25 protein-coding genes and 1 pseudogene are annotated in these 24,754 nt (G+C 72.5%); 9 read left to right on the top strand and 17 right to left on the bottom strand.

Annotation, left to right across the window (positions count from 1 at the left end):
* Nucleotides 1-256 precede the first annotated feature (256 nt).
* The 3 genes from ACQF4J_RS36570 to ACQF4J_RS36560 are packed head-to-tail and all read left to right on the top strand — an operon-like array spanning nucleotide 257 to nucleotide 1,662.
* Nucleotides 257-679, top strand: coding sequence for a MerR family transcriptional regulator (locus ACQF4J_RS36570; RefSeq protein ID WP_351568780.1), 423 nt, complete (start codon nucleotides 257-259; stop codon nucleotides 677-679).
* Nucleotides 676-1,116 (top strand): carboxymuconolactone decarboxylase family protein, encoded by a 441-nt coding sequence (locus ACQF4J_RS36565; RefSeq protein ID WP_351568783.1) that lies wholly within the window; start codon nucleotides 676-678, stop codon nucleotides 1,114-1,116. The genes ACQF4J_RS36570 and ACQF4J_RS36565 overlap by 4 nt, the downstream gene beginning before the upstream one ends.
* 36 nt (nucleotides 1,117-1,152) lie before the next feature.
* Nucleotides 1,153-1,662 carry a DUF6314 family protein gene (locus ACQF4J_RS36560; RefSeq protein ID WP_351568786.1) on the top strand — a complete coding sequence of 170 codons (510 nt, stop codon included), beginning with the start codon at nucleotides 1,153-1,155 and terminating at the stop codon, nucleotides 1,660-1,662.
* Here the strand turns inward: ACQF4J_RS36560 and ACQF4J_RS36555 are convergent.
* From ACQF4J_RS36555 to ACQF4J_RS36545, 3 genes are all read right to left on the bottom strand, one after another.
* Nucleotides 1,659-2,237 carry a histidine phosphatase family protein gene (locus ACQF4J_RS36555; protein ID WP_351568788.1) on the bottom strand — a complete coding sequence of 193 codons (579 nt, stop codon included), beginning with the start codon at nucleotides 2,235-2,237 and terminating at the stop codon, nucleotides 1,659-1,661. The two genes, ACQF4J_RS36560 and ACQF4J_RS36555, sit on opposite strands and share 4 nt — an antisense overlap.
* Before the next feature lie 117 nt (nucleotides 2,238-2,354).
* A complete protein-coding gene (locus ACQF4J_RS36550) occupies nucleotides 2,355-2,798 on the bottom strand; it encodes a GNAT family N-acetyltransferase (protein ID WP_351568791.1) in 444 nt (147 codons plus the stop codon).
* 40 nt (nucleotides 2,799-2,838) lie between these two features.
* The gene (locus ACQF4J_RS36545; RefSeq protein ID WP_427167730.1) at nucleotides 2,839-4,275 is read right to left on the bottom strand and encodes a PLP-dependent aminotransferase family protein; all 1,437 of its coding nucleotides are present in this window, start codon (nucleotides 4,273-4,275) and stop codon (nucleotides 2,839-2,841) included.
* Here ACQF4J_RS36545 and ACQF4J_RS36540 point away from each other — a divergent pair.
* Nucleotides 4,274-5,245 carry a DMT family transporter gene (locus ACQF4J_RS36540; RefSeq protein ID WP_427167728.1) on the top strand — a complete coding sequence of 324 codons (972 nt, stop codon included), beginning with the start codon at nucleotides 4,274-4,276 and terminating at the stop codon, nucleotides 5,243-5,245. The two genes, ACQF4J_RS36545 and ACQF4J_RS36540, sit on opposite strands and share 2 nt — an antisense overlap.
* Nucleotides 5,246-5,337: 92 nt before the next feature.
* The gene (locus tag ACQF4J_RS36535; protein WP_351568799.1) at nucleotides 5,338-5,532 is read left to right on the top strand and encodes a DUF1918 domain-containing protein; all 195 of its coding nucleotides are present in this window, start codon (nucleotides 5,338-5,340) and stop codon (nucleotides 5,530-5,532) included.
* A 1-nt stretch (nucleotide 5,533) separates the two neighbouring features.
* Here the strand turns inward: ACQF4J_RS36535 and ACQF4J_RS36530 are convergent, their stop codons facing one another.
* Nucleotides 5,534-6,793 (bottom strand): glycoside hydrolase family 10 protein, encoded by a 1,260-nt coding sequence (locus ACQF4J_RS36530; protein ID WP_427167727.1) that lies wholly within the window; start codon nucleotides 6,791-6,793, stop codon nucleotides 5,534-5,536.
* Between the two features lie 187 nt (nucleotides 6,794-6,980).
* Here ACQF4J_RS36530 and ACQF4J_RS36525 point away from each other — a divergent pair, with 187 nt between their 5' ends.
* A complete protein-coding gene (locus ACQF4J_RS36525; RefSeq protein WP_142150648.1) occupies nucleotides 6,981-7,841 on the top strand; it encodes a 3-hydroxybutyryl-CoA dehydrogenase in 861 nt (286 codons plus the stop codon).
* Nucleotides 7,842-8,063: 222 nt separating this feature from the next.
* The gene (locus ACQF4J_RS36520; protein WP_351568805.1) at nucleotides 8,064-8,321 is read left to right on the top strand and encodes a hypothetical protein; all 258 of its coding nucleotides are present in this window, start codon (nucleotides 8,064-8,066) and stop codon (nucleotides 8,319-8,321) included.
* 26 nt (nucleotides 8,322-8,347) lie between these two features.
* Here ACQF4J_RS36520 and ACQF4J_RS36515 read toward each other — a convergent pair whose 3' ends face one another.
* The 10 genes and pseudogenes from ACQF4J_RS36515 to infC form a co-directional block, all read right to left on the bottom strand.
* Nucleotides 8,348-8,893 (bottom strand): NUDIX hydrolase, encoded by a 546-nt coding sequence (locus ACQF4J_RS36515; protein WP_351568808.1) that lies wholly within the window; start codon nucleotides 8,891-8,893, stop codon nucleotides 8,348-8,350.
* Between the two features lie 74 nt (nucleotides 8,894-8,967).
* Nucleotides 8,968-10,308 carry a transcriptional regulator gene (locus ACQF4J_RS36510; protein ID WP_351568810.1) on the bottom strand — a complete coding sequence of 447 codons (1,341 nt, stop codon included), beginning with the start codon at nucleotides 10,306-10,308 and terminating at the stop codon, nucleotides 8,968-8,970.
* A gap of 337 nt (nucleotides 10,309-10,645) precedes the next feature.
* On the bottom strand, nucleotides 10,646-11,701 hold the full coding sequence (locus ACQF4J_RS36505) for a PP2C family protein-serine/threonine phosphatase (RefSeq protein ID WP_351802495.1): 1,056 nt from the start codon (nucleotides 11,699-11,701) through the stop codon (nucleotides 10,646-10,648).
* 137 nt (nucleotides 11,702-11,838) lie between these two features.
* On the bottom strand, nucleotides 11,839-14,349 hold the full coding sequence (gene pheT, locus ACQF4J_RS36500; RefSeq protein ID WP_351568816.1) for a phenylalanine--tRNA ligase subunit beta: 2,511 nt from the start codon (nucleotides 14,347-14,349) through the stop codon (nucleotides 11,839-11,841).
* Entirely contained in the window at nucleotides 14,349-15,470 is a 1,122-nt protein-coding gene (gene pheS / locus ACQF4J_RS36495; protein ID WP_351568819.1) for a phenylalanine--tRNA ligase subunit alpha, read from the bottom strand. Before pheS ends, pheT begins: the two co-directional genes overlap by 1 nt.
* A 150-nt stretch (nucleotides 15,471-15,620) precedes the next feature.
* Nucleotides 15,621-16,757 carry a sensor histidine kinase gene (locus ACQF4J_RS36490; protein WP_351568822.1) on the bottom strand — a complete coding sequence of 379 codons (1,137 nt, stop codon included), beginning with the start codon at nucleotides 16,755-16,757 and terminating at the stop codon, nucleotides 15,621-15,623.
* A gap of 54 nt (nucleotides 16,758-16,811) precedes the next feature.
* Nucleotides 16,812-17,654: a TrmH family RNA methyltransferase gene (locus tag ACQF4J_RS36485; RefSeq protein WP_351568825.1), complete on the bottom strand. Its 843-nt coding sequence runs from the start codon at nucleotides 17,652-17,654 to the stop codon at nucleotides 16,812-16,814.
* Between the two features lie 94 nt (nucleotides 17,655-17,748).
* Nucleotides 17,749-18,132: a 50S ribosomal protein L20 gene (gene rplT, locus ACQF4J_RS36480; RefSeq protein WP_004933571.1), complete on the bottom strand. Its 384-nt coding sequence runs from the start codon at nucleotides 18,130-18,132 to the stop codon at nucleotides 17,749-17,751.
* 101 nt (nucleotides 18,133-18,233) lie between these two features.
* Nucleotides 18,234-18,428, bottom strand: coding sequence for a 50S ribosomal protein L35 (gene rpmI, locus ACQF4J_RS36475; RefSeq protein WP_004933563.1), 195 nt, complete (start codon nucleotides 18,426-18,428; stop codon nucleotides 18,234-18,236).
* Between the two features lie 112 nt (nucleotides 18,429-18,540).
* Nucleotides 18,541-19,222, bottom strand: a pseudogene (gene infC / locus ACQF4J_RS36470) (translation initiation factor IF-3).
* 349 nt (nucleotides 19,223-19,571) lie between these two features.
* Here infC and ACQF4J_RS36465 point away from each other — a divergent pair.
* A complete protein-coding gene (locus ACQF4J_RS36465; protein WP_351568828.1) occupies nucleotides 19,572-19,943 on the top strand; it encodes a DUF1844 domain-containing protein in 372 nt (123 codons plus the stop codon).
* Between the two features lies 1 nt (nucleotide 19,944).
* Here the strand turns inward: ACQF4J_RS36465 and ACQF4J_RS36460 are convergent, their stop codons facing one another.
* Nucleotides 19,945-20,673, bottom strand: coding sequence for an SseB family protein (locus ACQF4J_RS36460; protein WP_351568831.1), 729 nt, complete (start codon nucleotides 20,671-20,673; stop codon nucleotides 19,945-19,947).
* A 161-nt stretch (nucleotides 20,674-20,834) separates the two neighbouring features.
* Between ACQF4J_RS36460 and ACQF4J_RS36455 the strand changes: the two genes are divergently transcribed.
* Nucleotides 20,835-21,839, top strand: a complete 1,005-nt coding sequence (locus tag ACQF4J_RS36455) for a serine hydrolase (protein ID WP_351802492.1) — start codon at nucleotides 20,835-20,837, stop codon at nucleotides 21,837-21,839.
* 14 nt (nucleotides 21,840-21,853) lie between these two features.
* On the opposite strand, the gene mycP is transcribed toward ACQF4J_RS36455, so the two are convergent.
* A complete protein-coding gene (gene mycP / locus ACQF4J_RS36450) occupies nucleotides 21,854-23,020 on the bottom strand; it encodes a type VII secretion-associated serine protease mycosin (RefSeq protein ID WP_351568837.1) in 1,167 nt (388 codons plus the stop codon).
* Nucleotides 23,017-24,102 carry a hypothetical protein gene (locus tag ACQF4J_RS36445; RefSeq protein WP_351802490.1) on the bottom strand — a complete coding sequence of 362 codons (1,086 nt, stop codon included), beginning with the start codon at nucleotides 24,100-24,102 and terminating at the stop codon, nucleotides 23,017-23,019. Before ACQF4J_RS36445 ends, mycP begins: the two co-directional genes overlap by 4 nt.
* Nucleotides 24,103-24,754 lie beyond the last annotated feature (652 nt).

Here is a 24,754-nt window from a genome sequence, read left to right as displayed (position 1 = left end):
CTGCATTCCTCGTTACTCCCCGCGGGTCGTCGATTCGCGGGGTTAGACGGATCGAATTCCCCATCGGTTGCGCCGCCCACAGGAAGTGACAATGTCTGTTCCGAACAACTCCTGGACTTGAATTCGAGAGGAAAATGAACGGACGGGAAACGGAAATCCCCCGGCGTGTGATGCGGCAGTGAATTGAATACGGCGCCCGCGCTCGGCACGGAGGCCGCTTGACCTGGAGCGCGCTCCAGGTTCTACCGTTCTCGTCATGACCAGCGGACACCCTCTCCCGCAGGACCCGGAGCCGACCCTGACCATCGCCGAGGTCGCCGAACGCACGGGCCTGACGCACGACACCCTGCGGTACTACGAGAAGGCCGGTCTCATCGAGCGGGTCGGCCGGACCACCGGCAACCAGCGCCGCTACGACGCGGCCGACCTGGTCTGGCTGGAGTTCCTGCTGCGGCTGCGCGAGACCGGGATGCCGATCGCCGGCATGCAGCGGTACGCGCGGTTGCGGGCACAGGGGGACGTCTCGGTCGCCGACCGGCTGGCGGTGCTGCGCGAACACCGCGCCGAACTGGGCGACCGGATCAGGGCGCTGCGGCGCAACGCCCGTGCGCTGGACGCCAAGATCGACCACTACGAACGGCTGCTCGACGGGCAGCCGGGAACGGAAGACACGACATGAGCGAGAGCACCACCCGTGAAGAGCGTTTCGCCCATGGCCTGGAGGTGCTGAAGCGGGTCGACGGGGAGGCGGGCCAGCGGGTCGTCGACTCCCTCGCCGACGTCAACCCCGAGCTCGGCCACCAGATCGTCGCCTGGGCCTTCGGCGAGATCTACGACCGTCCCGGACTCGCCCCGCGCGACCGCCAGTTGGTGACGCTGGGCATGCTCACCGCGCTCGGCGGCTGCGAGGCCCAGCTGGACGTGCACGTCAACGCGGCGCTGAACGTGGGCCTCACGCCCGAGCAGATCACCGAGGCGCTGACCCACTCGGCGGTGTACTGCGGCATACCGAAGGCCCTGAACGCGACCTTCGCCGCGAAGAAGGTCTTCGCCGAGCGCGGGCTGCTGCCGCTCGGACAGCAGCCCGCGGACACGGCCCCCGCCACCTCCGCCTGATCCTCACGGCGCCGGTCACGACGTAGGGTCGGGGCCATGGAAGCCGTGGGATCACCGGTCCCGGCCGCATCGCCGGGCCGGGAGGCGGACGTGCGGGCGGGTGGGTTCCTTCCCGTGCCGGACGTCCTGACGCATCTCGCCGGGCGCTGGCACGTGGAGCGCACGGTGCGGGACCTCGCGAGCGGCGACGAGGGGCACTTCGAGGGGACGACCGAGTTCGGCCCGCTGGAGGGCGGCGGACTCCTGCACGTCGAGTCCGGCACCTTCGTCTGGCGGGGCGTCCCGCGGCCCGCCGAACGCACCCTGCGCTTTCTGCCGGGGAGCGCGCCGGGAACGGCCGACGTGCGCTTCGCCGACGGCCGCCCCTTCCACGACCTGGACCTCGGCACCGGCCGCCATGTCGCCGACCACCCCTGCTCGGCGGACCTCTACCGCGGCGAGTTCACGGTCCGCGACACCGACCACTGGCGGACGGTGTGGCGGGTGCGGGGCCCCGCCAAGGACCTCGTGCTGGTCACGGAGTACGCCCGGATCGTCGGGCCCTAGGCCGGCACCGCGTCGAAACGGAGGTTCCAGCGGCCCGCGCGACCCATGACGGTGGTCGTCGACAGGGGGCGCACGTCGAGGTTCCAGTACGTGGCCGGCGGGGCCTTGAGGGCGTAGACGAGGGCGGCGCGGACGACCGAGGGCTCGGCGACCGCGACGATCCTGCCGCCGTCCTCGACGGGTCGGGTGTCGAGCCACTCGCCGACCCGTCCGATGAAGGTCAGCAGCGACTCCCCGCCGTGCGGGGCGGAGCGCGGGTCGGCGAGCCAGGCGTCCACCGCCTGCGGTTCCCGGGCCATCGCCTCGCCCAGGGTGAGCCCACGCCAGCGACCCATGTCGCAGTCGCGCAGGGCGAGTTGCACCAGTGGCGCGTAACCGAGGGCGTCGCCCGTGGCCCGGCTGCGCGGCGTGGGTGAGCAGTAGCGCAGCTCGGCCGCCGCGAGCGGGATCAGCTCGTGGGCGACGCGCTGCACCTCCTCCCAGCCGGCCTGGTCCAGCGGACGGTCGTCCTCGAAGCGCTCGGCGAGCAGCGGGGCGCTGCGAGCGGCGGCGAGGAATGTGACCCTGAGTTGCATGCGGTGATGGTGAATCGTGAAGGATTGCAGGTCAAGGGATGTCACTCACGAGTCACCGAGGGTGGCCGAAACCTTACCCGCGGGTCAGGATTTGGCGGACAAGTCACCCGAGGCTGCTCACCCGAACTCGAGCGCCATCCAGATCTCGGGCCGCTCCAGCCCGGTGAAGCCGACCTTCTCGTAGACGCCGTGCGCGTCGAACGTGGCGAGCATGACGCGCCGCAGCCCGAACGGCCGCAGGTGCTCCCGTACGGCCGCCACCATCGCCGTGCCGACGCCCTTGCCGCGCACGGACGGATCGACGTACACATCACACAACCAGGCGAAGGTGGCGTAATCAGTGACAACTCGCGCATAAGCGACCTGGTCACCGGAAACCGCCTCGTAGACCCCGAAGTTGAGCGATCCCTCGATCGCGCGCTCGTGCTTCTCCCGGGGCCGCCCGATCGCCCAGTAGGCGTCGGTGGACAGCCAGCGGTGCACGCGGTCGGTGTCGAGGCGGTCGGCGTCGGTGGAGAGCTCGTAGCCCTCGGGCAGGTCCGGGGTGTCGCTGTCGGTCATGGCGGGATGCTCGCAGGCCGCGGTCGCCGTCGTCGAACGGTTATCCCAGCACTTCCGCGCAGGCCGTACGCAACCGCCGTACGCCTTCCGTGATCTCGCCCGCGCCCGCCACCGCCGCGAAGCTCAACCGCACGTGGGCGGCCGGGGGTTCGGCGCTGAAGTAGGGGCGGCCGGGGGTGAGGGCGACGCCGGCGCGCAGGGCGGCGGAGGCGAGGGCGGCCTCGTCGGTTCCGTCGGGCAGGCGCAGCCAGAGGTGGTAGCCGCCGGACGGGATGTGCGGCAGGGCGAGTTCGGGCAGCTCCCGGCGCAGGGCCGCCGTCATGGTGTCGCGGCGGGCCTTCAACTCCGCCGAGACCGCCCGCAGATGGCGGGGCCAGGCCGGTGAGCCGACGAGTTCGAGGGCCGCCTCCTGCAACGGGCGGGGGACGAAGAAGGTATCCACGACCTGGATGGCGCGCAGCCGTTCCAGGACCGGGCCGTGGGCGGCCAGGGCGCACAGCCGGAAGCTCGGCGAGGTCACCTTGGTCAGCGAGCAGACGTGGACGACGACTCCGTCGGGGTCGTCGGCGGCGAGCGGGCTGGGCAGCGGCCCCGCGTCCTCGTGCACGAGCCGTCGTACGAAGTCGTCCTCGACGACGAACGCGCCCGCCGCACGGGCGATGCGCAGCACCTCCCCGCGCCGCTCGGGGGCGAGCACGGCCCCGGTCGGGTTCTGGAACAGGGGCTGGCAGACGAAGACGCGGGCGCCGGTGGCCCGGAAGGCGTCGGCCAGCAGCGACGGGCGGACGCCGTCGGCGTCCACCGGGACCGGAACGGGACGCAGACCCGCCGCCCGCGCGATCGCCAACATGCCGGGATACGTGGGCGATTCGACGAGCACCGGCGCCCCGGGCGGGGCGAGCGCGCGCAGTGCCGTGGTCAGCGCGGACTGGCCGCCGGCGGTGATCTGCACACCGGCCGCGCCGACCCCGCCGCCGATGCTGCGGGCGAACCACTCCCGCAGTTCCTCCAGTCCCTCCATCGGCGGCCGCCCCCAGGCGCCGGGGCGGCGGCCGGCCCGGGACAGGGCGGCCGCCATGGCCCGCTCCGGCTGCAGCGACGGGTGCAGATAGCCGCCGTTGAACTCGATGACGCCGGGCGGCGGGGCGGCGAGCGAGACGACCACGCCGGAGGCGTCGACCGTGCGCGGGACGAGATCGCCGGCGCCGTCGGCGCTCAGCGCGACCTCCTGCCAGGAGGTGTCGCCGACGGGCGCGGTGGCGGCGCGCGGCGCGGCCCGGAAGGCGCCGGCCCCCGGCCGGGTCACCACCAGGCCTTCGGCGGCCAGCTGGGCCAGGGCGCGCGAGACGGTCACCGGACTGACCCGGAACCGCTCGACCAGGACCCGACTGGACGGGAGCTTTCCACCCGGCGAGTAGCGGTCGAGCTCACTCTTCAGCTGTTCCGCCAGTTCACCGACGCTGCTACGCTGCTGCATGAGAGCACAGAGTAGCGCTACTACGGCGACCACGATAGCGGTCAGCACCCGCACCGCCGATCCGGCGGCCCCGGCGGACCGGCGCTCCGGCACCCTCCAGGCCGCACTCGGCGTCACCGCCTTCTCCCTCACGTTCCCCGCCACGGCCTGGGGACTGGAGGGCTTCGGGCCCTGGTCGCTGGTCGCCGTGCGCAGCGTGCTCGCCGCGGTCGTCGCCGGGGGCTGTCTGCTGGCGGTGGGGGTCCCCCCGCGCGAGCGAGGCCGAGCGTGGGGGCGGATACCGGTGCCGGACCGCCGGCACTGGGCGGGCCTCGCGGTCGTCGCCGCCGGTGTCGTCCTCGGCTTCCCGCTGCTGACGACCCTGGCCCTGCGCACCTCGACCACCGCGCACGCCGCGGTCGTGGTCGGCCTGCTGCCGCTGACGACCGCGCTGCTGTCGGCCCTGCGCATCGGCAACCGTCCTTCGCGTACGTTCTGGACGGCGGCCCTCGCGGGCGCGGCCGCGGTCGTCGCGTTCACCGTGCAGCAGAGCGGCGGGGCGCTGACGGCCGCCGACCTGTACCTGTTCGCGGCGCTGCTGGTGTGCGCGGCCGGCTACACCGAGGGCGGCCGGCTGGCGCGGGTCATGCCGGGCTGGCAGGTCATCGGCTGGGCGCTGGTGCTGTGCCTGCCGCTGTCCGTGCCGGCCGCGGCGATCGCGCTGTCGCACGAACCCGTGCGGCTGACCGCGCACAGTGTGGCGGGGCTGCTGTGGGTGGCGGCGGGCTCGCAGTTCCTCGGGCTGGTCGTCTGGTACCGGGGCATGGCGGCCATCGGCGTCCCCAGGGCCAGCCAGTTGCAGTTGGCCCAGCCCCTGCTCACACTGGTGTGGTCGGTGCTGCTGCTGGGCGAGCACCTGACGGTGGCCGCCCCGCTGACGGCCGCGGCGGTGCTGGTGTGCATCGCGGTGACCCAGCGAGCCCGGGGCTGAGGGGCCCAACGGCCCACTTCCCACCGCCGTTCGGCGCCGTAGACTCAGGGCCACGGACCGCTTCTCCCGCACTTGCCGAGGAGGCACCGAAGATGCGCGCAACCGTGGGCGACCAGCTTGTCCAGCACGGCAGGGTGGTAGGCCAACAGGACAAGGTCGGCGAGATCGTCGAAGTCATGGGCCAGCAGGGCAACCCTCCGTACCGCGTCCGCTTCGAGGACGGGCACACGGGCATCTGCTCACCGGGCCCGGACACCGAGATCCGGCACAGGGAAACACAGGCGTGAATCAGCGCGGGGACCTCGCCGGCCGCTGGTAGTGGTCGGCGATCACCCGCGCCATCGCGCCGATCGGGTCCGCCGCCACGTCCTTGGCGGCGAAGAAGACGTGCCCGCGCACCTCGGGGTGGTCCGCACCCAGTGTGAGGTGCCGGGACAGCTCGGCGGGGTCCTGCCAGGCGGCGGACTGCGCCGGGTCGCCGGCCTTGTACAGGGCCTCCCCGATGTACAGCCTGGTCGCGGTGCCCTCGGCCACCTCCGCCCACCAGGGCAGCAGCTTGGCGTAGTCGGCGGCCGAGAAGCCGATGTTCCAGTAGATCTGCGGGCAGATGTAGTCGATCCAGTTCTTCCGCACCCACTTGCGGGTGTCCGCGCACAGGTCGTCGTACGTCTGCACCCCGGCCCTCGTGTCCGAACCGCGGGAGTCGGTGTCCGCGTTGCGCCACACGCCGAACGGGCTGATGCCGAACTGCGCGGCCGGGCGGATCCGCTTGATGCCGGCCGCCGTCTCGCGCACCAGCTTGTCGATGTTGTCCCGGCGCCAGTCGGCGCGGCTCGCGAAGCCGCCGCCGTAGCGGTCGTAGGCCGCGTCGTCGTCGAAGGTCTGGCCGGCCACCGGGTACGGGTAGAAGTAGTCGTCGAAGTGGACGGCGTCGACGGGGTACCTGCGCACCGCGTCGAGGATCGCCTTCTCCACGAAGGCGCGGACCTCGGGCAGGCCGGGGTTGTAGTACATCCTCCCGCCGTACGTCACCACCCAGTCCGGGTGCTTGCGCGCGGGGTGCGTGGCGACGAGCTTCGCCGGATCGGTGTGGTTGGCGATGCGGTACGGGTTGAACCAGGCGTGCAGCTCCAGGCCGCGGGCGTGGGCCTGCTCGACGGCCGTGCCCAGCGGGTCCCAGCCCGGGTCCCCGCCCTGGGTGCCGGTGAGCACCTGCGACCAGGGCTCGTACGGCGAGGGCCACAGCGCGTCGGCCGTCGGGCGCACCTGGAGGATCACGGTGTTGAGGCGGTCCTCCACCGCGCGGTCGAGAATCGCGATCAGCTCGGTGCGCTGCCGGGCGGCCGTCAGTCCCGGCTTCGAGGGCCAGTCGCGGTTGGCCACGGTCGCCACCCAGACGCCCCGCATCTCGCGCGAGGCCCGACGGCGCTTCGGCTCACCGCCCGCCATCGCCGCCCCGGCCGCCACGGCACCGCCTCCCGCCGCGAGAGCCGACAGGGCGGTCACCGCGAACACCCGCCGTGACAGCCCAGACTTCCGGTGCAGCATTCCCCGACCTCCGTGTGTCGATGCGCGAGTCCCGGCGCGATTGTCGACCCGGGCGCCCTCCGGCGTCAGCCTGCCACGCGGTACCCGAACGATCGATCAACGATCGCCGGAGGTAACGTGCAGGTTTGGAGCAGGCGCCGAACCAGCGGGTAACCTGCCCGATTCGTAGATCAGCGAAGGGGACGATGTGACCGACATCGAGCGCGTCGGAGTGGTCGGCTGCGGCCAGATGGGAGCGGGCATCGCCGAGGTGTGCGCCCGGTCCGGCCTGGACGTGAAGGTCGCCGAGACCACCGGCGAGGCCCTGGAGATCGGCCGGACCCGGCTGTTCAACTCCCTGGGCAAGGCGGCCGAGCGCGGCAAGATCAGCGAGGAGGAGCGGGACGCGACCCAGGCGCGGCTGAGCTTCACCACGGACCTCGGCGAGTTCGCCGACCGCGACCTGGTGATCGAGGCCGTCGTCGAGAACGAGCAGGTCAAGACCCAGATCTTCCAGGTCCTCGACCAGGTGGTGACCCGCCCGGACGCGATCCTGGCCTCCAACACCTCCTCCATCCCGCTGGTGAAGCTCGCGGTCGCCACCTCGCGCCCGGACCACATCGTCGGCATCCACTTCTTCAACCCGGCCCCGGTGCAGAAGCTGGTCGAGCTGATCCCGGCGCTCACCACGTCCGAGGGCACGCTCAGCCGTGCCCAGGTCTTCGCCGAGAAGGTGCTCGGCAAGCACGCGATCCGTGCCCAGGACCGCTCCGGTTTCGTGGTCAACGCGCTGCTGGTGCCGTACCTGCTCTCCGCGATCCGCATGTTCGAGTCCGGTATCGCCGGCCGCGACGACATCGACAACGGCATGGAGATGGGCTGCGCCCACCCGATGGGCCCGCTGAAGCTGTCCGACCTGATCGGTCTGGACACCATCGCCTCCATCGCGAGCTCGATGTACGAGGAGTACAAGGAGCCGCTCTACGCCGCTCCCCCGCTGCTGCAGCGCATGGTGGACGCCGGCCGGCTCGGCCGGAAGACCGGCTCGGGCTTCTACACCTACGACTGACGGCCGGCGGCTGTGTGCACAGTGCCCGTTCCAGGGTGCCGGTGACACAGTGCGACGACCGCGGGCCCGGCACTCGGTGAGTGCCGGGCCCGCGTCATTCACACGCCGTGTGCGCGCCGGGCCCGCATATGCCGCGCGCACACGCTCCCCACCCGTCCACCAGGCGAGTTGACTCTTCATGCGCATGCAAGGGATGTGACGACTACGGAAAGGAGCGGACTCGTGACCGCCGACCCCGAGCATCCCGTGGTCCATGGAGAACTCGCAGAGTTACGCCGCCGGCTCGACGTCGCCTACGCGCGTGTCGAGGGAGGACTGGCCCTGCTCAACCATCGCACCGAGGAGACGGACAAGGAGATCGACGACCTGAGCGCACGGATCATCGTGCTGGAGCACGCCCGCTGGCCGCTGCCCGCGATCGCGACGCTGACCGCGGTGGGCGCGCTCGTGGCGACGATATGGCAGGCCCTGGGCCGCTGAGACGGGACCGGGACGCGGGTGGGGGATCAGGGTTTGGCGTCCTGCCCGAGTTTGAGGTGATGCAGGAGCAGTAACGCGGCCGCCATGTTGGCGGCCGGGACCTCCCCGCGGGCGACCATGTCGGGGACGAGCTTGAGGGAGACCCATTCCCGGCGGTCCGACTCGAAGTCGTCCACGGGGGGACCGACGTACTCACCCTCGTCCGACCAGTAGATGTGGTGCCGGGCGTCGGTGAGGCCGTTGGACGGCTCCACGCTCATGAGGTGGTGCAGGGGCCCCGGCCGCCAGCCGGTCTCCTCCTCCAGCTCCCTGGCGGCCGCGTGGACGACGTCCTCGCCGTCCTCGACGACCCCCGCCGCGAGTTCCCACCCCCAGCTGTCGGTGATGAAGCGGTGGCGCCACAGGAGGAGGACCTCGTTGGCCTCGTTGACCACCGTGGCCACGGCCACGGGCCGCAGCCGTATGAGGAAGTGATCGAGATGCCGGCCGTCCGGCAGTTCGACATCCGCGAGGTTGACGCTGAACCAGCGGTTTGAGTACACAGTTTGTTCGTTCTGTTTCGTCCACTGCACGGTTCTGCCACCTTCCGTCGAGTAAGTGGCAATATCGCAGCAGGGACTGTGGCTCGGCGGTGCCCGTAACCGGTCTACAGAGGTACGCGCAGGGCCCCGTCGATGAGTTCGGCGGCCTCGGCGGTGCCCGCGCAACCGCTGCGCACCAGGTGTTCGCGCACCGCCCGGAGTCTGTCGCGCAGCCGCTGCGACTCCATCCCGCGCGCCTGTTCCGCCATCTGCACCGCGATGGCCACCGCCTTGTCGGCGTTGCCGCGGCGCAGTTCGATCGTGCTGAGCATCGCGAGCCGGTGCACGCGCCCCCGGTCGTGCGCCGGGTTGTCCACGGCGGCCGCCGCGTGCTCCCCCGCCGCCACGAGTTCGCCGAGGCTGAGCAGGGCCTCCGCCACCTGGACGTTGACCAGCCCGGGCTGGACATAGCCGGTCTCGTCCGGCTCGTACCCGCGCCGGATGCGTTCGGCCGCCTGCTCGGCACGCCGGATGCAGGACAGGGCGGTCGTGCCGTCGCCGAGGTGTGCGTACGCCTTGGCCTGCATCGCGTACAGGTCGCAGGCGAGGGCGGGGGTGATGTGCTTGCCGGCGGCGCGCAGCGCGGCCTCCGCGAAGGCGACGGCCTGCCGGTGCTCCTTCATGAACAGGGACTGGTTCACCAGCAGGGCGATCACATAGGCGCCGAGCCCCCGGTCCCCGCTGGCCTTCGCCAGGCGCAGGGCCTGGTGGAAGTAGCGCTGGGCGAGGCCGTGGGCATCGGAGTCGTACGCGCAGATGCCCGCGATCGCCACCAATCCGCCCGTGGCGCGGTGCAGTTGACGGCCGGTGGCGTCGGTGTAGCTGCCGCGCAGCAGCGGCGCGGCCTCGGCGTTGAGGAAGCCCACGATCCGGGTGCGGGTCGCTATGCCGCCCGCCTTGCGGTACATCTGCTCGTAGTGCGTGCGGGCGGCGCGCAGCATCTCGAGGTCGGCGGGCGTGACCCGGTGCCGGCCTCCGCGCGAGACGTCGACGTCCTCGGGCGGGTTCTCCCACTCCCACACGGGCATGACCGCGGGCGTGCCCGTCACCGCCGGCGCGCCCAGGATGTGCGGGCGCTGCTGCTCGTCGGAGCGCCACAGCGCGGTGGCGCGCTCGACGAAGCCGGACAGGGACGTGCCGTGCGGAGTCGACGGCTCCCCCGGCACGCCCAGGCCGATGTCGTCGAGGGTGACCGGGCGGTGCAGCCGTACCGCCAGCACCTCGCAGATCAGGTCGGGCACCTGACCGCGCGGCCGCTGCCCCTTCAACCACCGTGCCACGGCGGTGTGTTCGTAGCGCAGCGCGAGACCGCGTGCCCGTCCCGCCTGATTCACGTGCGCGGCCAGCCCGGCGTGCGAGATCCCGGCCTCGTCCAGGATCGCGTCGAGCAGAGTGTTGGGCTGCATGGGTGCCCCCCGGGAGCCTCGGTGCCGTCAGAGTAGTGCGGGCGCCTTCACACGGGGTGTGAACGGAGTACAAGAATCCGCAGTGTGCGCGCACTGTCGCGGAGAGTTTCCAGCCGGTTGACTGAAATGCCTCGCAAGAGGCCGGCCGGGCCGCCGGCTCCCCCTCGTACAGTGCGGCGGCCCGCTTCCGCGCCGTCCGCCCCGCTGCCTGCCCGACACTCCGTGGCGGGGGGACGGCGCGCCGGGCCGAGAGCGAGGGATGAGGGACCTGCCCGCCGAGACCACGCGGGAGCGCCGGGCGCACCGCGGGGGTGCGTGACGGTTCGCGGCCTCGACGTCACGTGAGGCGGTGCGCCCGGTGTCCGACCGGCTCACCGGGAGTCTGTCGGACGACGTCACGGCGGTCGTTGCGCAGCACGAGCAGCGCGACGTCGTCGGCCGGCCTGCCGCGGACGTGCCGCAGCAACGCGGCGAGGACGGCGCGCAGCACCGACTGCGGGCAGACGGGTCCGGCACGGACGGCCCCGGCGAGCACGGCCGGCAGCGGAAAGAACCGGCCGGCTCCGTCCCGGGCGTCCTCGACCCCGTCCGTGTGCAGGAACAGTGCCTCACCGGGCGGCAACCGGCCGCAGCCGACGGCCGGCAGCTCGGCGGGCAACGGGAACGGCCCGAGGGGAGGAAGCGGTTCGGCCCGGGTCAGGGGTTCGGCCCGGGCCGGACCGAGCAAATACGGCCAGGGGTGACCGCAGTTGAGGACGCGCACCTCGCCGTCCGGCCGGATCTCCAGCAGCAGTACGGTGACGAACTCCTCGGCGACCGGATGGTCCGGCTCGCCCTCGGCGGAGGGATGCTCCCCGCGCGCCCCCTCGCGCAGATGCCGGGCGTGCGCCCGCTCCAGCCGCCGCAGCACGCACCCCAGTTCCGGCTCGTCGTGCACGGCCTCGCGGAAACTGCCCAGGACCGCGGCGACCGTACCGATGGCGGCGAGTCCGTGACCACGCACGTCGCCCATCACGACACGCACGCCGTGCTCGGTGGCGATGACCTCGTAGAGGTCTCCGCCGATGACCGCGCCCCGGTCGGCCGACAGCTGGGTGGCGGCGACGTTCAGCCCGGCGACCCGCGCGGGCAGGGGCCGCACCAGCACCCGCTGCGCCGCCCCGGCGACCTCCCGGGCCTCCCGCAGCTCCCGCAACAGCGCGCACCGGACCTGGAGGACCAGCCCGGTGCCGACGACGAAGAACACCGCGCTGGTCACGATGCGCGCCCGCAGCCCGTTCTGCTGGGCGAGCGGGCAGGTCAGCTTGTAGGTGATGGCCATGGCTCCCCACACCATGGGCGGCCCCAGCGAGAGCAAGTGCTTACGAGAAAGCCCAGCCCTGACGCGAATCATGCCGATGGCCCCCCATACAGGCCCCGAGAGCACAGACGGACCGGCCTCGAAAGGCCGGTCCGATTCTGTCGAGCGATTGGCCCGATAGGACCAGATCACCCGGAGTTGTCACCCGAACGAGGGAAGGGCGTGGTCGCCTAGCCCCGAAGGACGGCCCCGGTGCGGTCGCCCGCCACGGCGACGGCCGCGTCCCGGGCCGCGGACGCCTCGTCCACGGTCAGCGTCCGGTCGTCGGCCCGGAACCGCAGCGCGTACGCCAGCGACTTACGGCCCTCGCCCAGCTGCTCCTCGTTCTCGTACACGTCGAACAGCCGGATGGACTCCAGGAGTTCACCCGCGCCGTCGCGCAACGCGGCCTCCACCTCGGCGGCCGGCACGAACTGGTCGACGACGAGGGCGACGTCCTGCGTGGCCACCGGGAACGTGGAGATGCTCGGCGCCTGGGGGGTGTCGTCGCCGACCCGCTCCAGCGCGTCCAGGTTCAGCTCCACCGCGCAGGTCCGCTCGGGCAGCCCGAGCGCCTTGACCACCCGCGGGTGCAGCTCACCGGCGTGCCCGACGACGGTCTCCGCGCCGTCGGCGACCACCGTGAACTCGGCACAGCGGCCGGGGTGCCAGGGCCCGTACTGGCCCTTGCGGACCTGCAGCTGGGCACCGGCCTCCCGGGCGACCGCGCGGCCCGCCTCGACGGCGTCGGCCCAGTCGGCGGGGCGGCCCCTGCCCCACCAGCCGGCCTGCTCGCGGGCGCCCGCGAGGACGGCGGCGACGTGCCGCGGCTGCTCGGGCAGCGCGGCGTCGAGCTCGGCGATCTCCTCGTCGGTCGGACGCCGGTCGACGGGCAGCGCGGCGGCGACCTTCTGCTCCTCGCGCGGGTGGAACACCAGCCCGGTCTCGAACAGGGCCAGGTCGTGCGAGCCGCGGCCGACGTTGCGCCGCAGGGCGCCGAGCAGGCCCGGCAGCAGCGACGTACGCAGCGCGGGCTCCTCGTCGTTGAGCGGGTTGGTGAGCCTCACCACCCGGCGCGCCGGGTCGTCGGCCTCCAGCAGCAGCTGGTCGAAGACCTGCTCGCTGATGAAGGGGTAGTTCGGCGCCTCCACGTAGCCCGCTCCGGCCAGCGCGCGGCCGACCCGGCGGTGCAACCGCTGGCGGTGGGTCAGGCCGCGGCCCGAGGGGGGCTTGGGCAGCGTCGAGGGCAGGTTCTCGTAGCCCTCGAGGCGGATGACCTCCTCGGCGAGGTCGTTGATCTCCTGGAGGTCGGGACGCCAGGACGGCACGGTGACGATCAGCTCGTCCTGCCCGTACACGTCGCAGCCGATCTCCTGCAACCGCCGTACGACCGTCTCACGGCCGAACTCCACGCCGGCCACCCGGTCCGGGTGGTCGGCGGCGACGGCGATGGTGTGCGGCGCGGAGGGCGCGACGACCTCGGTGACACCGGCCTCGGCGGTGCCGCCCGCGAGGAGGACCAGCAGGTCGACCGTGCGCTGCGCGGCAGCGGCGGCGGCCTGCGGGTCGACACCCCGCTCGAAGCGGCGGGAGGCCTCGGAGGACAGCTTGTGGCGGCGGGACGTACGGGCGATGGAGACCGCGTTGAAGTGCGCGGCCTCGATCACCACGTCGGTGGTGCCCTCGCCCTCCGCGTGGTCGGCGATCTCCGTGTTGGCGCCGCCCATCACGCCCGCCAGCCCGATCGGGCCGCGGTCGTCGGTGATGACGAGGTCCTCGGCGTCCAGCTTGCGCTCGACACCGTCCAGGGTGACGAGCTTCTCGCCCGGCTCGGCGCGGCGCACGCCGATGGTGCCCTGGACCAGGGAGCGGTCGTAGGCGTGCAGGGGCTGGCCCAGCTCCATCATCACGTAGTTGGTGACGTCGACGGCGAGCGAGATCGGGCGCACGCCGACCTTCTGCAGGCGGCGCTGCAGCCAGATCGGGGAGCGGGCCTCGGGGCTCAGGCCGGTCACCGTGCGGGCGGTGAAGCGGTCGCAGCCGTGCGGGTCGCTGACCTGGACCGGGTAGCCGAAGGCGTTCGGGCCGGGTACGTCGATCAGGGCCGGGTCGCGCAGCGGCAGGCCGTAGCCGATGGCCGTCTCGCGGGCGACGCCGCGGATGGACAGGCAGTCGCCGCGGTTGGCGGTGACTGCGATGTCCAGGACCTCGTCGACCAGTTCGAGCAGCTCGATGGCGTCCTTGCCGACCTCGGTCTCCGGCGGCAGCACGATGATGCCGTGCGCGCCGTCGTCGCCCATGCCCAGCTCGTCGCTGGAGCAGATCATGCCGTGGGACGTCTTGCCGTAGGTCTTGCGGGCGGAGATCGAGAAGCCGCCGGGCAGCGTGGCGCCGGGCAGGACCACGACGACCTTGTCGCCGACGGCGAAGTTGCGGGCGCCGCAGACGATCTCCTGTGGCTCGCCCGTGCCGTTGGCCTGGCCGACGTCGACGGTGCAGAAGCGGATGGGCTTCTTGAAGCCCTCCAGCTCCTCGATGGTCAGCACCTGGCCGACGACCAGGGGGCCCTTGAGGTCGGCGCCGAGGTGCTCGACGGTCTCGACCTCGAGCCCGGCAGAGACGAGCTTCTCCTGTACGTCACGGCCGGTTTCCGTCGCCGGCAGGTCGACGTACTCCCGCAGCCAAGAAAGCGGGACCCGCATCAGATCTCCATCCCGAACGGCCGGGTGAACCGGACGTCACCCTCGACCATGTCTCGCATGTCCTCGACGTTGTGGCGGAACATCAGCATCCGCTCGATGCCGAACCCGAAGGCGAAGCCGCTGTACTTCTCCGGGTCGACGCCGCAGGCGGTGAGCACCCGCGGGTTGACCATGCCGCAGCCGCCCAGCTCGATCCAGCCCTCGGAGGAGCAGGTGCGGCAGGGGCGGTCGGGGTTGCCGACGGACTCGCCGCGGCAGACGTAGCACACCATGTCCATCTCGGCGGACGGCTCGGTGAACGGGAAGAAGTTGGGCCGCAGCCGGGTCTTCATGCCCTCGCCGAACAGCGACTGGACCATGTGGTCCATGGTGCCCTTGAGGTCGGCCATGGTCAGGCCCTCGTCCACGGCGAGCAGCTCGACCTGGCGGAAGACCGGGGTGTGCGTCGCGTCGAGCTCGTCGGTGCGGTACACGACGCCGGGGCAGATCACGTACACCGGCAGCTCACGGTCGAGCAGCGAGCGGATCTGCACGGGCGAGGTGTGGGTACGCAGCACGACACCGGACTCGGTGCCGCCCTCCGGGCCCTGTACGAAGAAGGTGTCGTGCTCGCCGCGGGCCGGGTGGTCCGGGCCGATGTTCAGGGCGTCGAAGTTGAACCACTCGGCCTCGACCTGGGGGCCCTCGGCGACCTCGTAGCCCATGGCCACGAAGACATCCTCGATGCGCTCCGACAGGGTGGTCAGCGGGTGACGGGCGCCTGCCGGTACACGGTCGTACGGCAGCGTGACGTCCACCGACTCCTCGACCAGCACGCGCGCGTCCCGCTCGGCCTCCAGCTCGACCTGGCGGGCGGCCAGCGCCTTGTTGACGGCGCCGCGGGCCTGGCCGACCAGCTTGCCGGCGGCGGCCTTGGCGTGCGGGGGCAGGGCGCCGATCTCCCGGTTGGCCAGGGCCAGCGGGGAGGTGCCGCCGGTGTGGGCGACCTTTGCCTCCTGGAGCTTGTCGAGGGAGTCCGCGGCGACGAAGGCGGCGAGCGCCTCGTCCCGCATGCGCTCGATCTCTTCCGGTTTCAACGCCTCGACCTCGACAGGGTCGTACGACTTATTCGGTGCCGACATCTCTTCCCGTGCTTCCGATTGGCTGGCTGAAGGTCCCCGTCACCGACTCACACAGAGGTCAGAGGGCCGTCCATGGGACACAAGGGTGCCAAAGGCCGAGTCTAACGGGGTGGAGGTATACGAATGCGCCCGTGGGGCCCTTGCCGGCTCTCAGGTGAGATACGCCGGGGCCGCCACGGGCAACGTAAATCGGAACTCGGCTCCGCCCTGGGGGCCCCGGCCGACGGTGATGGTGCCGCCGTGGGCTTCGACGATGCCCTTGACGATGTAGAGCCCGAGGCCCGTGCCGCCGCGCTTGCTGCCCCGCCAGAAGCGGGTGAAGACGCGGTTCATGGACTCCTCCGGGATGCCGGGCCCCTCGTCGCTCACCGTGACCGACGTGCCGGTGTCCTCGCCCTCGCGCGGGGACTCCGTGGCCGTGATGTCGATGGTGACGGTTCCCTCGCCGTGGCGCACGGCATTTTCCAGCAGGTTGCTGAGCACCTGGTCGATCTTGTCGGGGTCGGCCCACAGGGCGGGCAGCGGCTGCTCGAGGCGGAGCAGGAACCGGTCGGCGGGCTGCCCGGCGGCGACGTACGCCTGGATGTGCCGCCCGACGGCCGCACCGATGTCGACGGGCTGGCGCCGCACCTCCAGCCGCCCGCTGTCGATCCGTGAGATGTCCAGCAGCTCGGCGATGAGCCGGGTGACCCGGTCGGCGTCGGCGTCGACGGTCTCCAGCATCAGCCGCTTCTGGTCGTCGGTGAACCTCTCCCACTTGGCCAGCAGCGTGGCTGTGAAGCCCTTGACCGAGGTCAGCGGCGAGCGCAGTTCATGGGCGACGGTGGCTATCAACTCGGCGTGGCTGCGTTCGGTGCGGCGCCGGGCCTCGGTGTCCCGCAGGGAGACCACGACGCGGCGGACGGGCCCGGTGGGCTCGGTCCGTACATAGCGGGCCGACACGAGGACTTCCCGCCCGCCCGGCAGCAGGAGGTTCCGCTCGGGCTGCCGCTGCCGGATGGCGAGGCCGCCGTAGGGGTCGGTCAACTGCCACCAGCGGCGCCCCTCCAGGTCCTCCAGCGGCAGGGCCTTCTCCAGCCGCTGCCCCAGGGCCTCCTCGGCGGGGACGGCGGTGATGCGCTCGGCGGCGGCGTTGAAGCAGACGACCTGGCCCCGCTCGTCGGCGATGACGAGACCGTCGGGCAGTTCGTCGGGGTCGACGCCGAGCTCGGTGGCTTCACCGTGCCGGGGCGCGGGCGCGTGCGGCGCGTCCTGTGCTCCCCGTGCCCTGCCCGTGCCGACACTCATCCCCGAAACCCCACCTCTCGACGGCGCAGGTGGCCCCCCGAGCTGGTCACCCTACTAGTTGCCGGTGACGGAGCGGCACCCTCCGGAGGCGCGCTGTGCACGGGCCGACGCATAGAGACATACGGCGGCCGCGGTGGCGAGGTTCAGGCTCTCGGCCTTTCCGTGGATCGGAACGCGCACCACGGCGTCCGCGAGTGCGCGGGTCTCCTCCGGGAGCCCCCACGCCTCGTTCCCGAACACCCATGCGGTCGGCCCGCCCATGGTGCCCTTGTCCAGCTCGTCGTCGAGGTCGTCGGTGCCGGCGCCGTCGGCGGCGAGGATGCGCACGCCGACGCCCTTGAGCCCCGCGACGGCCTCGTCGACGGGGACGCCGACGGCCACGGGGAGGTGGAAGAGGGAACCGACGGAGGCCCGTACGGCCTTGGGGTTGTACAGGTCGACGGAGGCGTCGGTCAGGACGACGGCCTCGGCCCCCGCGGCGTCGGCGCACCGCAGAACGGTCCCGGCGTTCCCGGGATCCCGCACGTTCGCGAGGACGGCCACCAGCTGGGGGCGGGCGGCGAGGATCTCCTCGAAGGGCGTGTCGACGAACCGGCAGATCCCGACGAGCCCCTGCGGGGTGACGGTCGTGGAGATGTCGGCGATGACCTGTTCGGAGGCGAGGTGCACCCGGGCGGCCGCGTCCCTGGCCTCGCCCACGATGTCGGCGTACCGCTCGGCGGCCTCGACCGTGGCGAACAGCTCCACCAGCCCGTGTCCGGCGGCCTCCCGCACGGCCTGCGGACCCTCGGCCAGGAACAGCCGCTCCTTGCCCCGGAAGTTCCGCTTGGCCAGCCGCCGTGCGGCCGACACGCGGGGGGACCGGGGGGAGATCAGCTCGGGGCTGACGGGGGGCATGCGGTGCTCACCTTCGTTTCCACTCAGCACAACGGACCCGCGGGCATCGGCCCACGGGTCCGTCCAGTCACGTCGGCTCGGGCCGAGCGCGGCGTCAGGCCGCCTTCGGGGCGTTGACGTCGGCGGGCAGCGCCTTCTGCGCGACCTCGACCAGCGCGGCGAAGGCGGTGGCGTCGTTGACGGCCAGCTCGGCCAGGATCTTGCGGTCGACCTCGACGTTCGCGGCCTTCAGACCCTGGATGAAGCGGTTGTACGTGATGCCGTTGGCGCGGGCAGCGGCGTTGATGCGCTGGATCCACAGCTGACGGAAGTCACCCTTGCGCTTCTTGCGGTCGTTGTAGTTGTAGACCAGCGAGTGGGTGACCTGCTCCTTGGCCTTGCGGTACAGGCGCGAACGCTGACCGCGGTAGCCGGAGGCCTGCTCGAGGATCGCCCGGCGCTTCTTGTGGGCGTTGACTGCCCGCTTGACGCGTGCCACTTGTTAACTCCTTGTAGCGGGGCCGTGGGTGGACTCACACGGCCCGGTATCGATTGGGTCCCGGTCCAGACGTGCGGCGCTCAGGTGGAGCGCCGGGCACGTCACTTGCCGAGAAGCTTCTTGATCTTCGCGGCGTCGCCCGGGGCCATCTCGGCGTTGCCGGTGAGGCGACGCGTCACGCGGGACGACTTGTGCTCGAGCAGGTGGCGCTTGCCGGCGCGCTCACGGAGCACCTTGCCGGAGCCGGTGACCTTGAAGCGCTTGCTGGCACCGCTGTGCGACTTGTTCTTCGGCATAGCGCCGTTATCTCCTCGTCGGTGGCGCTCCGGTGCCCGGTCACGAAAACCGGGCACGTCGGAACGTCGCTCTTGTATCGGTTACTGCGTCCTGGGACTGGCGTCCCCGGGATCACGCCTCGGCGGAAGCCTCGGCAGGTGCCTCGGTCTCCACGGCGTTCTCGGTTTCCGCGGCGTTCTGCGACTTGCCGGGGTTGGCCTTCGCGTCTGCCTTGCGGGCTTCCTGCGCCTGGCGGGCCTCGGCCATCGCCTCGGTCTTCTTCTTGTGCGGACCGAGGACCATGATCATGTTTCGGCCGTCCTGCTTCGGGTTCGACTCGACGAAACCGAGGTCCTGGACGTCCTCCGCGAGACGCTGCAGCAGTCGGTAGCCCAGCTCGGGCCGGGACTGCTCGCGACCACGGAACATAATCGTGATCTTGACCTTGTCGCCCTGCTTGAGGAACCGGACGACGTGACCCTTCTTGGTGTCATAGTCGTGCGGGTCGATCTTCGGCCGGAGCTTCATCTCCTTGATGACCGTGTGCGCCTGGTTCTTGCGCGCCTCACGGGCCTTCATGGCCGACTCGTACTTGAACTTCCCGTAGTCCATGAGCTTGCACACGGGCGGACGGGCGTTCGCCGCTACCTCGACGAGGTCGAGGTCGTACTCCTGGGCAAGCTCCAGTGCCTTGGCCAGCGGGACGATGCCCACCTGCTCGCCACTGGGACCGACAAGTCGCACCTCGGGAACGCGAATCCGGTCGTTGATGCGGGGCTCGGCGCTGATGGATCCTCCTCGGTTAGCACCACACGGCCATCTGGCGGACGGCCGCGTTTTGTCTCTTTTCGACAGACCTAACCGCGCCGAAGCACAAAAAATGCCCCGGACGATCACAGGCGGGGCTCCAAATACACTGCCGGAGCACCGCCGCGATGATCACGGGGCGCGCTTTCGGGCGACTCCATCGTCCGTACGGAACGATGGTGGCCGCCTGACCGGGGTGACCCGCCGTCCCGGGGGACGGTCGGGTGGGAGATCGGAGCCTCCACTTGTGGGCCGGGCACTGGTACTGCAGGCGTGTCCAGCCGGTCGTCACACAAGGTTAGCAGCTGTCCGGGGGTGGTGCGAACCGGCGTGCACCGGGCCCTATCGTGTGAGGCATGAGTGACACCCCTCCTGAGTCCCCCGAGTCCCCCGCCGACTTCGACGCCATGACCCGCGACATCGCCGAGGTGCCCGCGGTCGAGGTGATCGTGACGGTCGCCGTCAACCTGATGAGCGCCGCCGCGGTGAAGCTGGGCCTGACGGAGGAGGGCGACAAGTACAAGGACCTGGACGAGGCCCGCAAGCTGGTCGCGGCCCTCGCCGGTCTGCTGGACGCCTCCGCGACGGAGATCAGCTCCTTCCACGCGGCCCCGCTGCGCGACGGCCTGAAGTCGCTGCAGCTGGCCTTCCGCGAGGCCTCGCTCGTGCCCGACGAGCCGGGTCAGGGCCCGGGCGAGAAGTACACGGGCCCGGTCTACGGCAAGTAGGTCACCGCACGTACAGGGGCTCGCCCGGGGGCGTCGTCCCGGCCGGCAGCAGTGCCAGGTCGAGGCCGCGCACCAGGCGGGCCCTCAGTGTGTCGTCACCGGCGAGCCGCTCGGCGACGGCCCGCGCGGCCTCGGCCGGCGCGGCGGCCTCGTCGAGCACGAGGGCCAGGGTGCCGTCGGCCCGCCCGGGCCCGAGGTAGGCGCTCAGCACGGCGGACTCGGCGGCGACCGCGGCCCGTACCGCCTCCCGCACGGCCGGGTCGGCGAGCGGGTCGGCCGTCGTACGGCCCTCGGCGAGCGCGAGCAGGGCGGGTCCCGTCAGCTCGAAGGGCACCGGTCCGGCCATGTCCAGCACCACCGTGTCCGCCTTCTCGTGCGCGGCGGCCTGCAGCGCCTGGTGCAGGGGTACGGCGACGGGGCGCGCCGCCGGGTCCCAGCGGGCCAGCGAGTCGGTGGAGGTGAAGGCCGGCAGGGCGGTGCGGGATCCCGCCTTCAGGGTGGGCACGGCCATGTCGGAGGTCTTCTCGCGGCGCAGCCCGTTCTCGTCCTCCTCGACCTCGCCGAGCACGGCCACGACGGGGACCAGCAGCCGGGCGCCCTTGAGCGCCTCGAGGACCGGGCCCAGTGCGGTGCGGTCCTCGGCCCAGGCGGCGAGCGCGGCGCTCAGCCGGGGGTCGGCGGAGCCGTCGTCGTCGGAGAAGCCGGGGTCCGGGATGTTCTTGTTCGCCACGGTCACCGACCCTATAGGGCGGGTATCGGGGGAATGCTGCTGGGCTTGTGCGGCCCCGGAAACCAGGTGTTCACGGACTTCACGGCTTTCTCAGATTTCCCTGACCTGGATCTAACGTCCGTCTAACGGCCCGCACAGTCGGCGCCCCGAGCATCGCGGGCATGGAGTCCCCCAGAGCCCGCCGCGGCCGCCGCGCCCGCCCCTCCCGGACACGTCCTCTGCTCAGCACCGCCCTCGCCGTGGTCGCCGTGGTGGGCGTCACCGCGGCCGGGACGGTGTACGTGAAGGCACAGGCGCACTCGGGCCCGGGCCCCGTATCGTCGCGGGCGTCGGCCTCCTCCTCGGCCACGGCCGACGGGAGGGAATCGGTGGAGCCCGTGGCGGAGCCGACGGTGGACCACGACGCGCTGCTCACGCAGGCGATGGGGTCGGTGGCCGCCGAGGACGGGGCGGCGGTGTCGGTCGCGGTGCTGGACCTGGACTCGGGCGAGAGCGCCACGTACGGGGACGGCGCCTTCGACACGGCGAGCATCGTCAAGGTCGACATCCTCGCGGCGCTGCTGCTGCGGGCGCAGGACGAGGACCGGCGTCTGACCGCGGCCGAGAAGTCGTACGCCACCAAGATGATCGAGAACAGTGACAACGCGTCGGCCTCCGCGCTGTGGGACGTCATCGGGCGGGCCGACGGGCTGGACGCGGCGAACAAGAGGTTCGGGCTGACCGGCACCGAGGGCGGTGACGGTGCCCTGTGGGGGCTGACCCAGACCACGGCGGCCGACCAGCTCACCCTGCTGCGGCAGGTGTTCGGGGACGACTCGAAGCTGACCGCCGCCTCGCGGTCGTACCTGCGGGGGCTGATGGGGCAGATCGAGGCCGATCAGCACTGGGGTGTGTCGGCCGCGGCGGACGGCACGCGGTGGGCGCTGAAGAACGGCTGGCTGGCCCGCAGCACGACCGGGCTGTGGGACATCAACAGCATCGGCCGGGTCACGGCCGGCGGTCACGCGTTCCTGGTGGCCGTGCTCTCCAACGGCAACTCGACGCAGGCGAAGGGGATTTCGCTGGTCGAGGCGGCGGCGAAGGCGGCGGTCTCGGTGTTCACCGGGGGCGGTGAGGGTGCGTCGGCGTCGGCGTCCCCGTCGGCTTCGGCCACCGCGTCCTCGTAACGGGAGCGTCGCCTCTAGAAGCCCTCGTGGCGTGGGCGGCGGCCGCGCCAGAGCACCACGGCGGCGACGAGCAGCACGCCGCCGAGGCCGCCCGCGAGCGGGCCGGCCCAGCCGCTGGTGTCGTCGCCGGACCCGGCGGTGTCCGGGCCGGGGCCGAAGTACCTGTCGGCGTAGGAGACCGCCCGCAGGTCCTTCGGCTTCAGACGGCCGGCGGCCTTGATCGCGGCGGCCGGGTCGACCATGCCGAAGCCGCGGGAGTCGTCGCGTCCGCCGGCCGGGGCGTCGCGGGCGGTGTCCTCCAGGAGCTGCTTGACCTGGGCCGGGGTCAGGCCCGGGTGGGCCGCCTTGACGAGTGCCACCGCGCCCGACACGAAGGCCGAGGCCGCGCTGGTGCCCCAGCCCTCGTAGTACTTGTGGTCGGGGTCGGCGATGACGACGTCGTCGCCGGGGGCGCTGACCGCGGCGTACCAGCGGCGGGTGGAGAAGTCCGCGCGGGCGCCGAAGCGGTCCACGGCGGTCGCCGCGATGACGCCCGGGTAGGCGGCGGGGTAGGAGACGTGGTCGCCCTTCTTGCCGCCGTTGCCGGCGGAGGCGACGACGGTGACGTTCTTCTCCAGGGCGTACTGGATCGCCTCGTCCTCGGCGGGCTCGGGGTGGGCGGAGGCCGAGTCGTCGCCCAGGGAGAGGTTGATGACGTCGGCGCCGTGGTCGGCGGCCCAGCGGATGCCCTCGGCGAGGGCGTTGCCCCGGGTGGAGCGGGCCTTGCCGCGGGCGCTGTCGCCGTCCTCCAGGATCACCCGTACCGGCAGGATCTTGGCCTCGGGGGCGATGCCCATGACGCCGTCGGCGTCGCCGGTGCCGTGTCCGTGGCCGGCGATGATGCCGGCCATCGCGGTCCCGTGCCGGGCCCAGGCGCGGTCCCCCTCCTGTGCCCCGAAGCCGATCATGTCCTTGGCGGGCAGGACGTTGCCGACGAGGTCCGGGTGGTCGGCCTCGACGCCCGTGTCCAGGACGGCGACGGTGACGCCCCTGCCCTTGGTGGTCTGCCAGGCCTGCTGGGTGTGCATGGCGTCCAGGGCCCACTCCTGGCCGCGTATGCCGTCGGCGTGCGCGGAGGTGGAGGGCACCAGCGCCAGGGAGGCGGCGAGGAGGAGGCTCGCGGCCCCCGTACGGCGGTTCATGAGGGCTGCTCCGTGGCCGGGCCCGCGATGTCCTTGCGCAGGGCGCGTTCGATGCGGTCGGCCAGGCCCTGCGCCTCGTTGCCGAGGCCGGCCTGGGCGGGGGCGGTGCCGGCGCCTGACTGGGTGGCCTGGTCGGCGGGCTGCGGAGTGTCGACGCCGCGGCCGTCGGCCCAGCCGGAGACGGCGTAGACCACGACGGGGGCGTCGGTGAGGACGGAGATCGTCCAGGAGGCCCGCTGTGCGGGGCCGAAGCGGGCGGCGGCCGTGTCCTTCGCCGCGTAGGGGCGGGGCATGAGGTCGGCGCGGTCGCCGAGGCCGTCGTCCTGGAAGCGTTTGGCGAGGGAGGACATGGCGGCCTGGTCGCCCTTGGTGAACAGCAGGCCGACGGTGGTGACGAAGCTCTGGGTGGCGTCGGTGTACGTGGCCCGTACCAGCCGCTGGCAGCCCACGGGCGCGAGCGCCTTGGCGAGCAGTGGGTCGAAGGCGCCCTTGCAGCCGCTGTCGGGGGCGACGGCTATCCGCGTCCATGTGCGGTCGGCGCCGCCGGGTCCGGCTCCCGTGCCCAGCACGGTCCGCGGGAACAGCCGGTCCACGGGCACGCTGTGCCACAGTCCGCGGGCCGCGACGAAGGTGCCCTGCGCGCCGCCGTCCCCCGAGTCTCCGAGCAGCCAGCTTCCGGTCACGGCACCGCCGATGAGGCCGAGCCCCAGCACGAGGCAGGTGGCGACGGCGAGGGTCCGCGAGCGCAATCGCCCGGCGAGCGGCCGGGGCCGAGCCCGCTCGTCGTACCCCTCGGGCTCCCCGAACGACACCACGGGCCTGATGGTTCCGCTCTCCCCACCGGGCGCCATCGGCGCACTCCACGACAACGCCGGATCGGGCGCCACACTCGCCGCGCCCCCGGAGCCGACGACCGCGGACTCCGGCCGCCCCGGCGGCATGGGCGGCGTGACGGGGGTGGTGTGCCGAGGGTCGGCGGCGGGAGCGGCGCCCGTACGGCGCGGAACGTCGGCCGGAGCCGAGCCGTTGCGCCGCGGGGTGCCGGCGGCAGCCGAGCCGGAGCCGGGGCGCGTGCCCGGCATCGGCGGCACCACCGGACCCGACGCGGGCCGCGCCTGGGGCACGGGGCCGGGAGAAGACGGACGCGCCTCCGGCATCGGCGGTGCGGACGCACCCGACACCGGACCCGCCGAGGACGGACGCGCCTCCGGCATCGGCGGAGTCGACGAACCCGGAACCCGCCCCGAGCCCGACGCACCCGACGACGGGCGGGCCTCCGGCATCGGCGGCGCGGACGCACCCGACACCGGACGCGACTGCGACACCGGACCCGCCGAGGACGGACGCGCCTCCGGCATCGGCGGAGTCGACGAACCCGGAACCCGCCCCGAGCCCGACGCACCCGACGACGGGCGGGCCTCCGGCGTCGGCGGCGTGGGTGGGCTCGACGGGCGTGCCGGGGCGGATGCGGTCCGGGCCTGTGGTGGGGTCGGTGCGTCGGGGCGGGTGGATTCGGCCGGGGGCGTCGTGGGGCGCGGTGGTGTGCGCGGCTTCGCCGGGCCCTGCGCGGCCCGGTCCTGTTCCCGTCCGACCGCCGGAGGAGCGTCCGGGAAGCGCGCCGAGGCCTGGGGCGGCGGTGCCTGGGCTCCCGGGGCCCCGGGCACGGGTGTGTCCGGCCTGGGGGCGCGGGGCCGGTTGCGCGAGGCGTCGGCGTCCCTGATGTCCTGGTTCGTC

The organism is Streptomyces sp. C1-1 (assembly GCF_050214755.1).
GTDB lineage: Bacteria > Actinomycetota > Actinomycetes > Streptomycetales > Streptomycetaceae > Streptomyces.
Note: the sequence above shows the minus strand (reverse complement) of the source record. Positions and strands in the feature narration are given on the sequence as shown.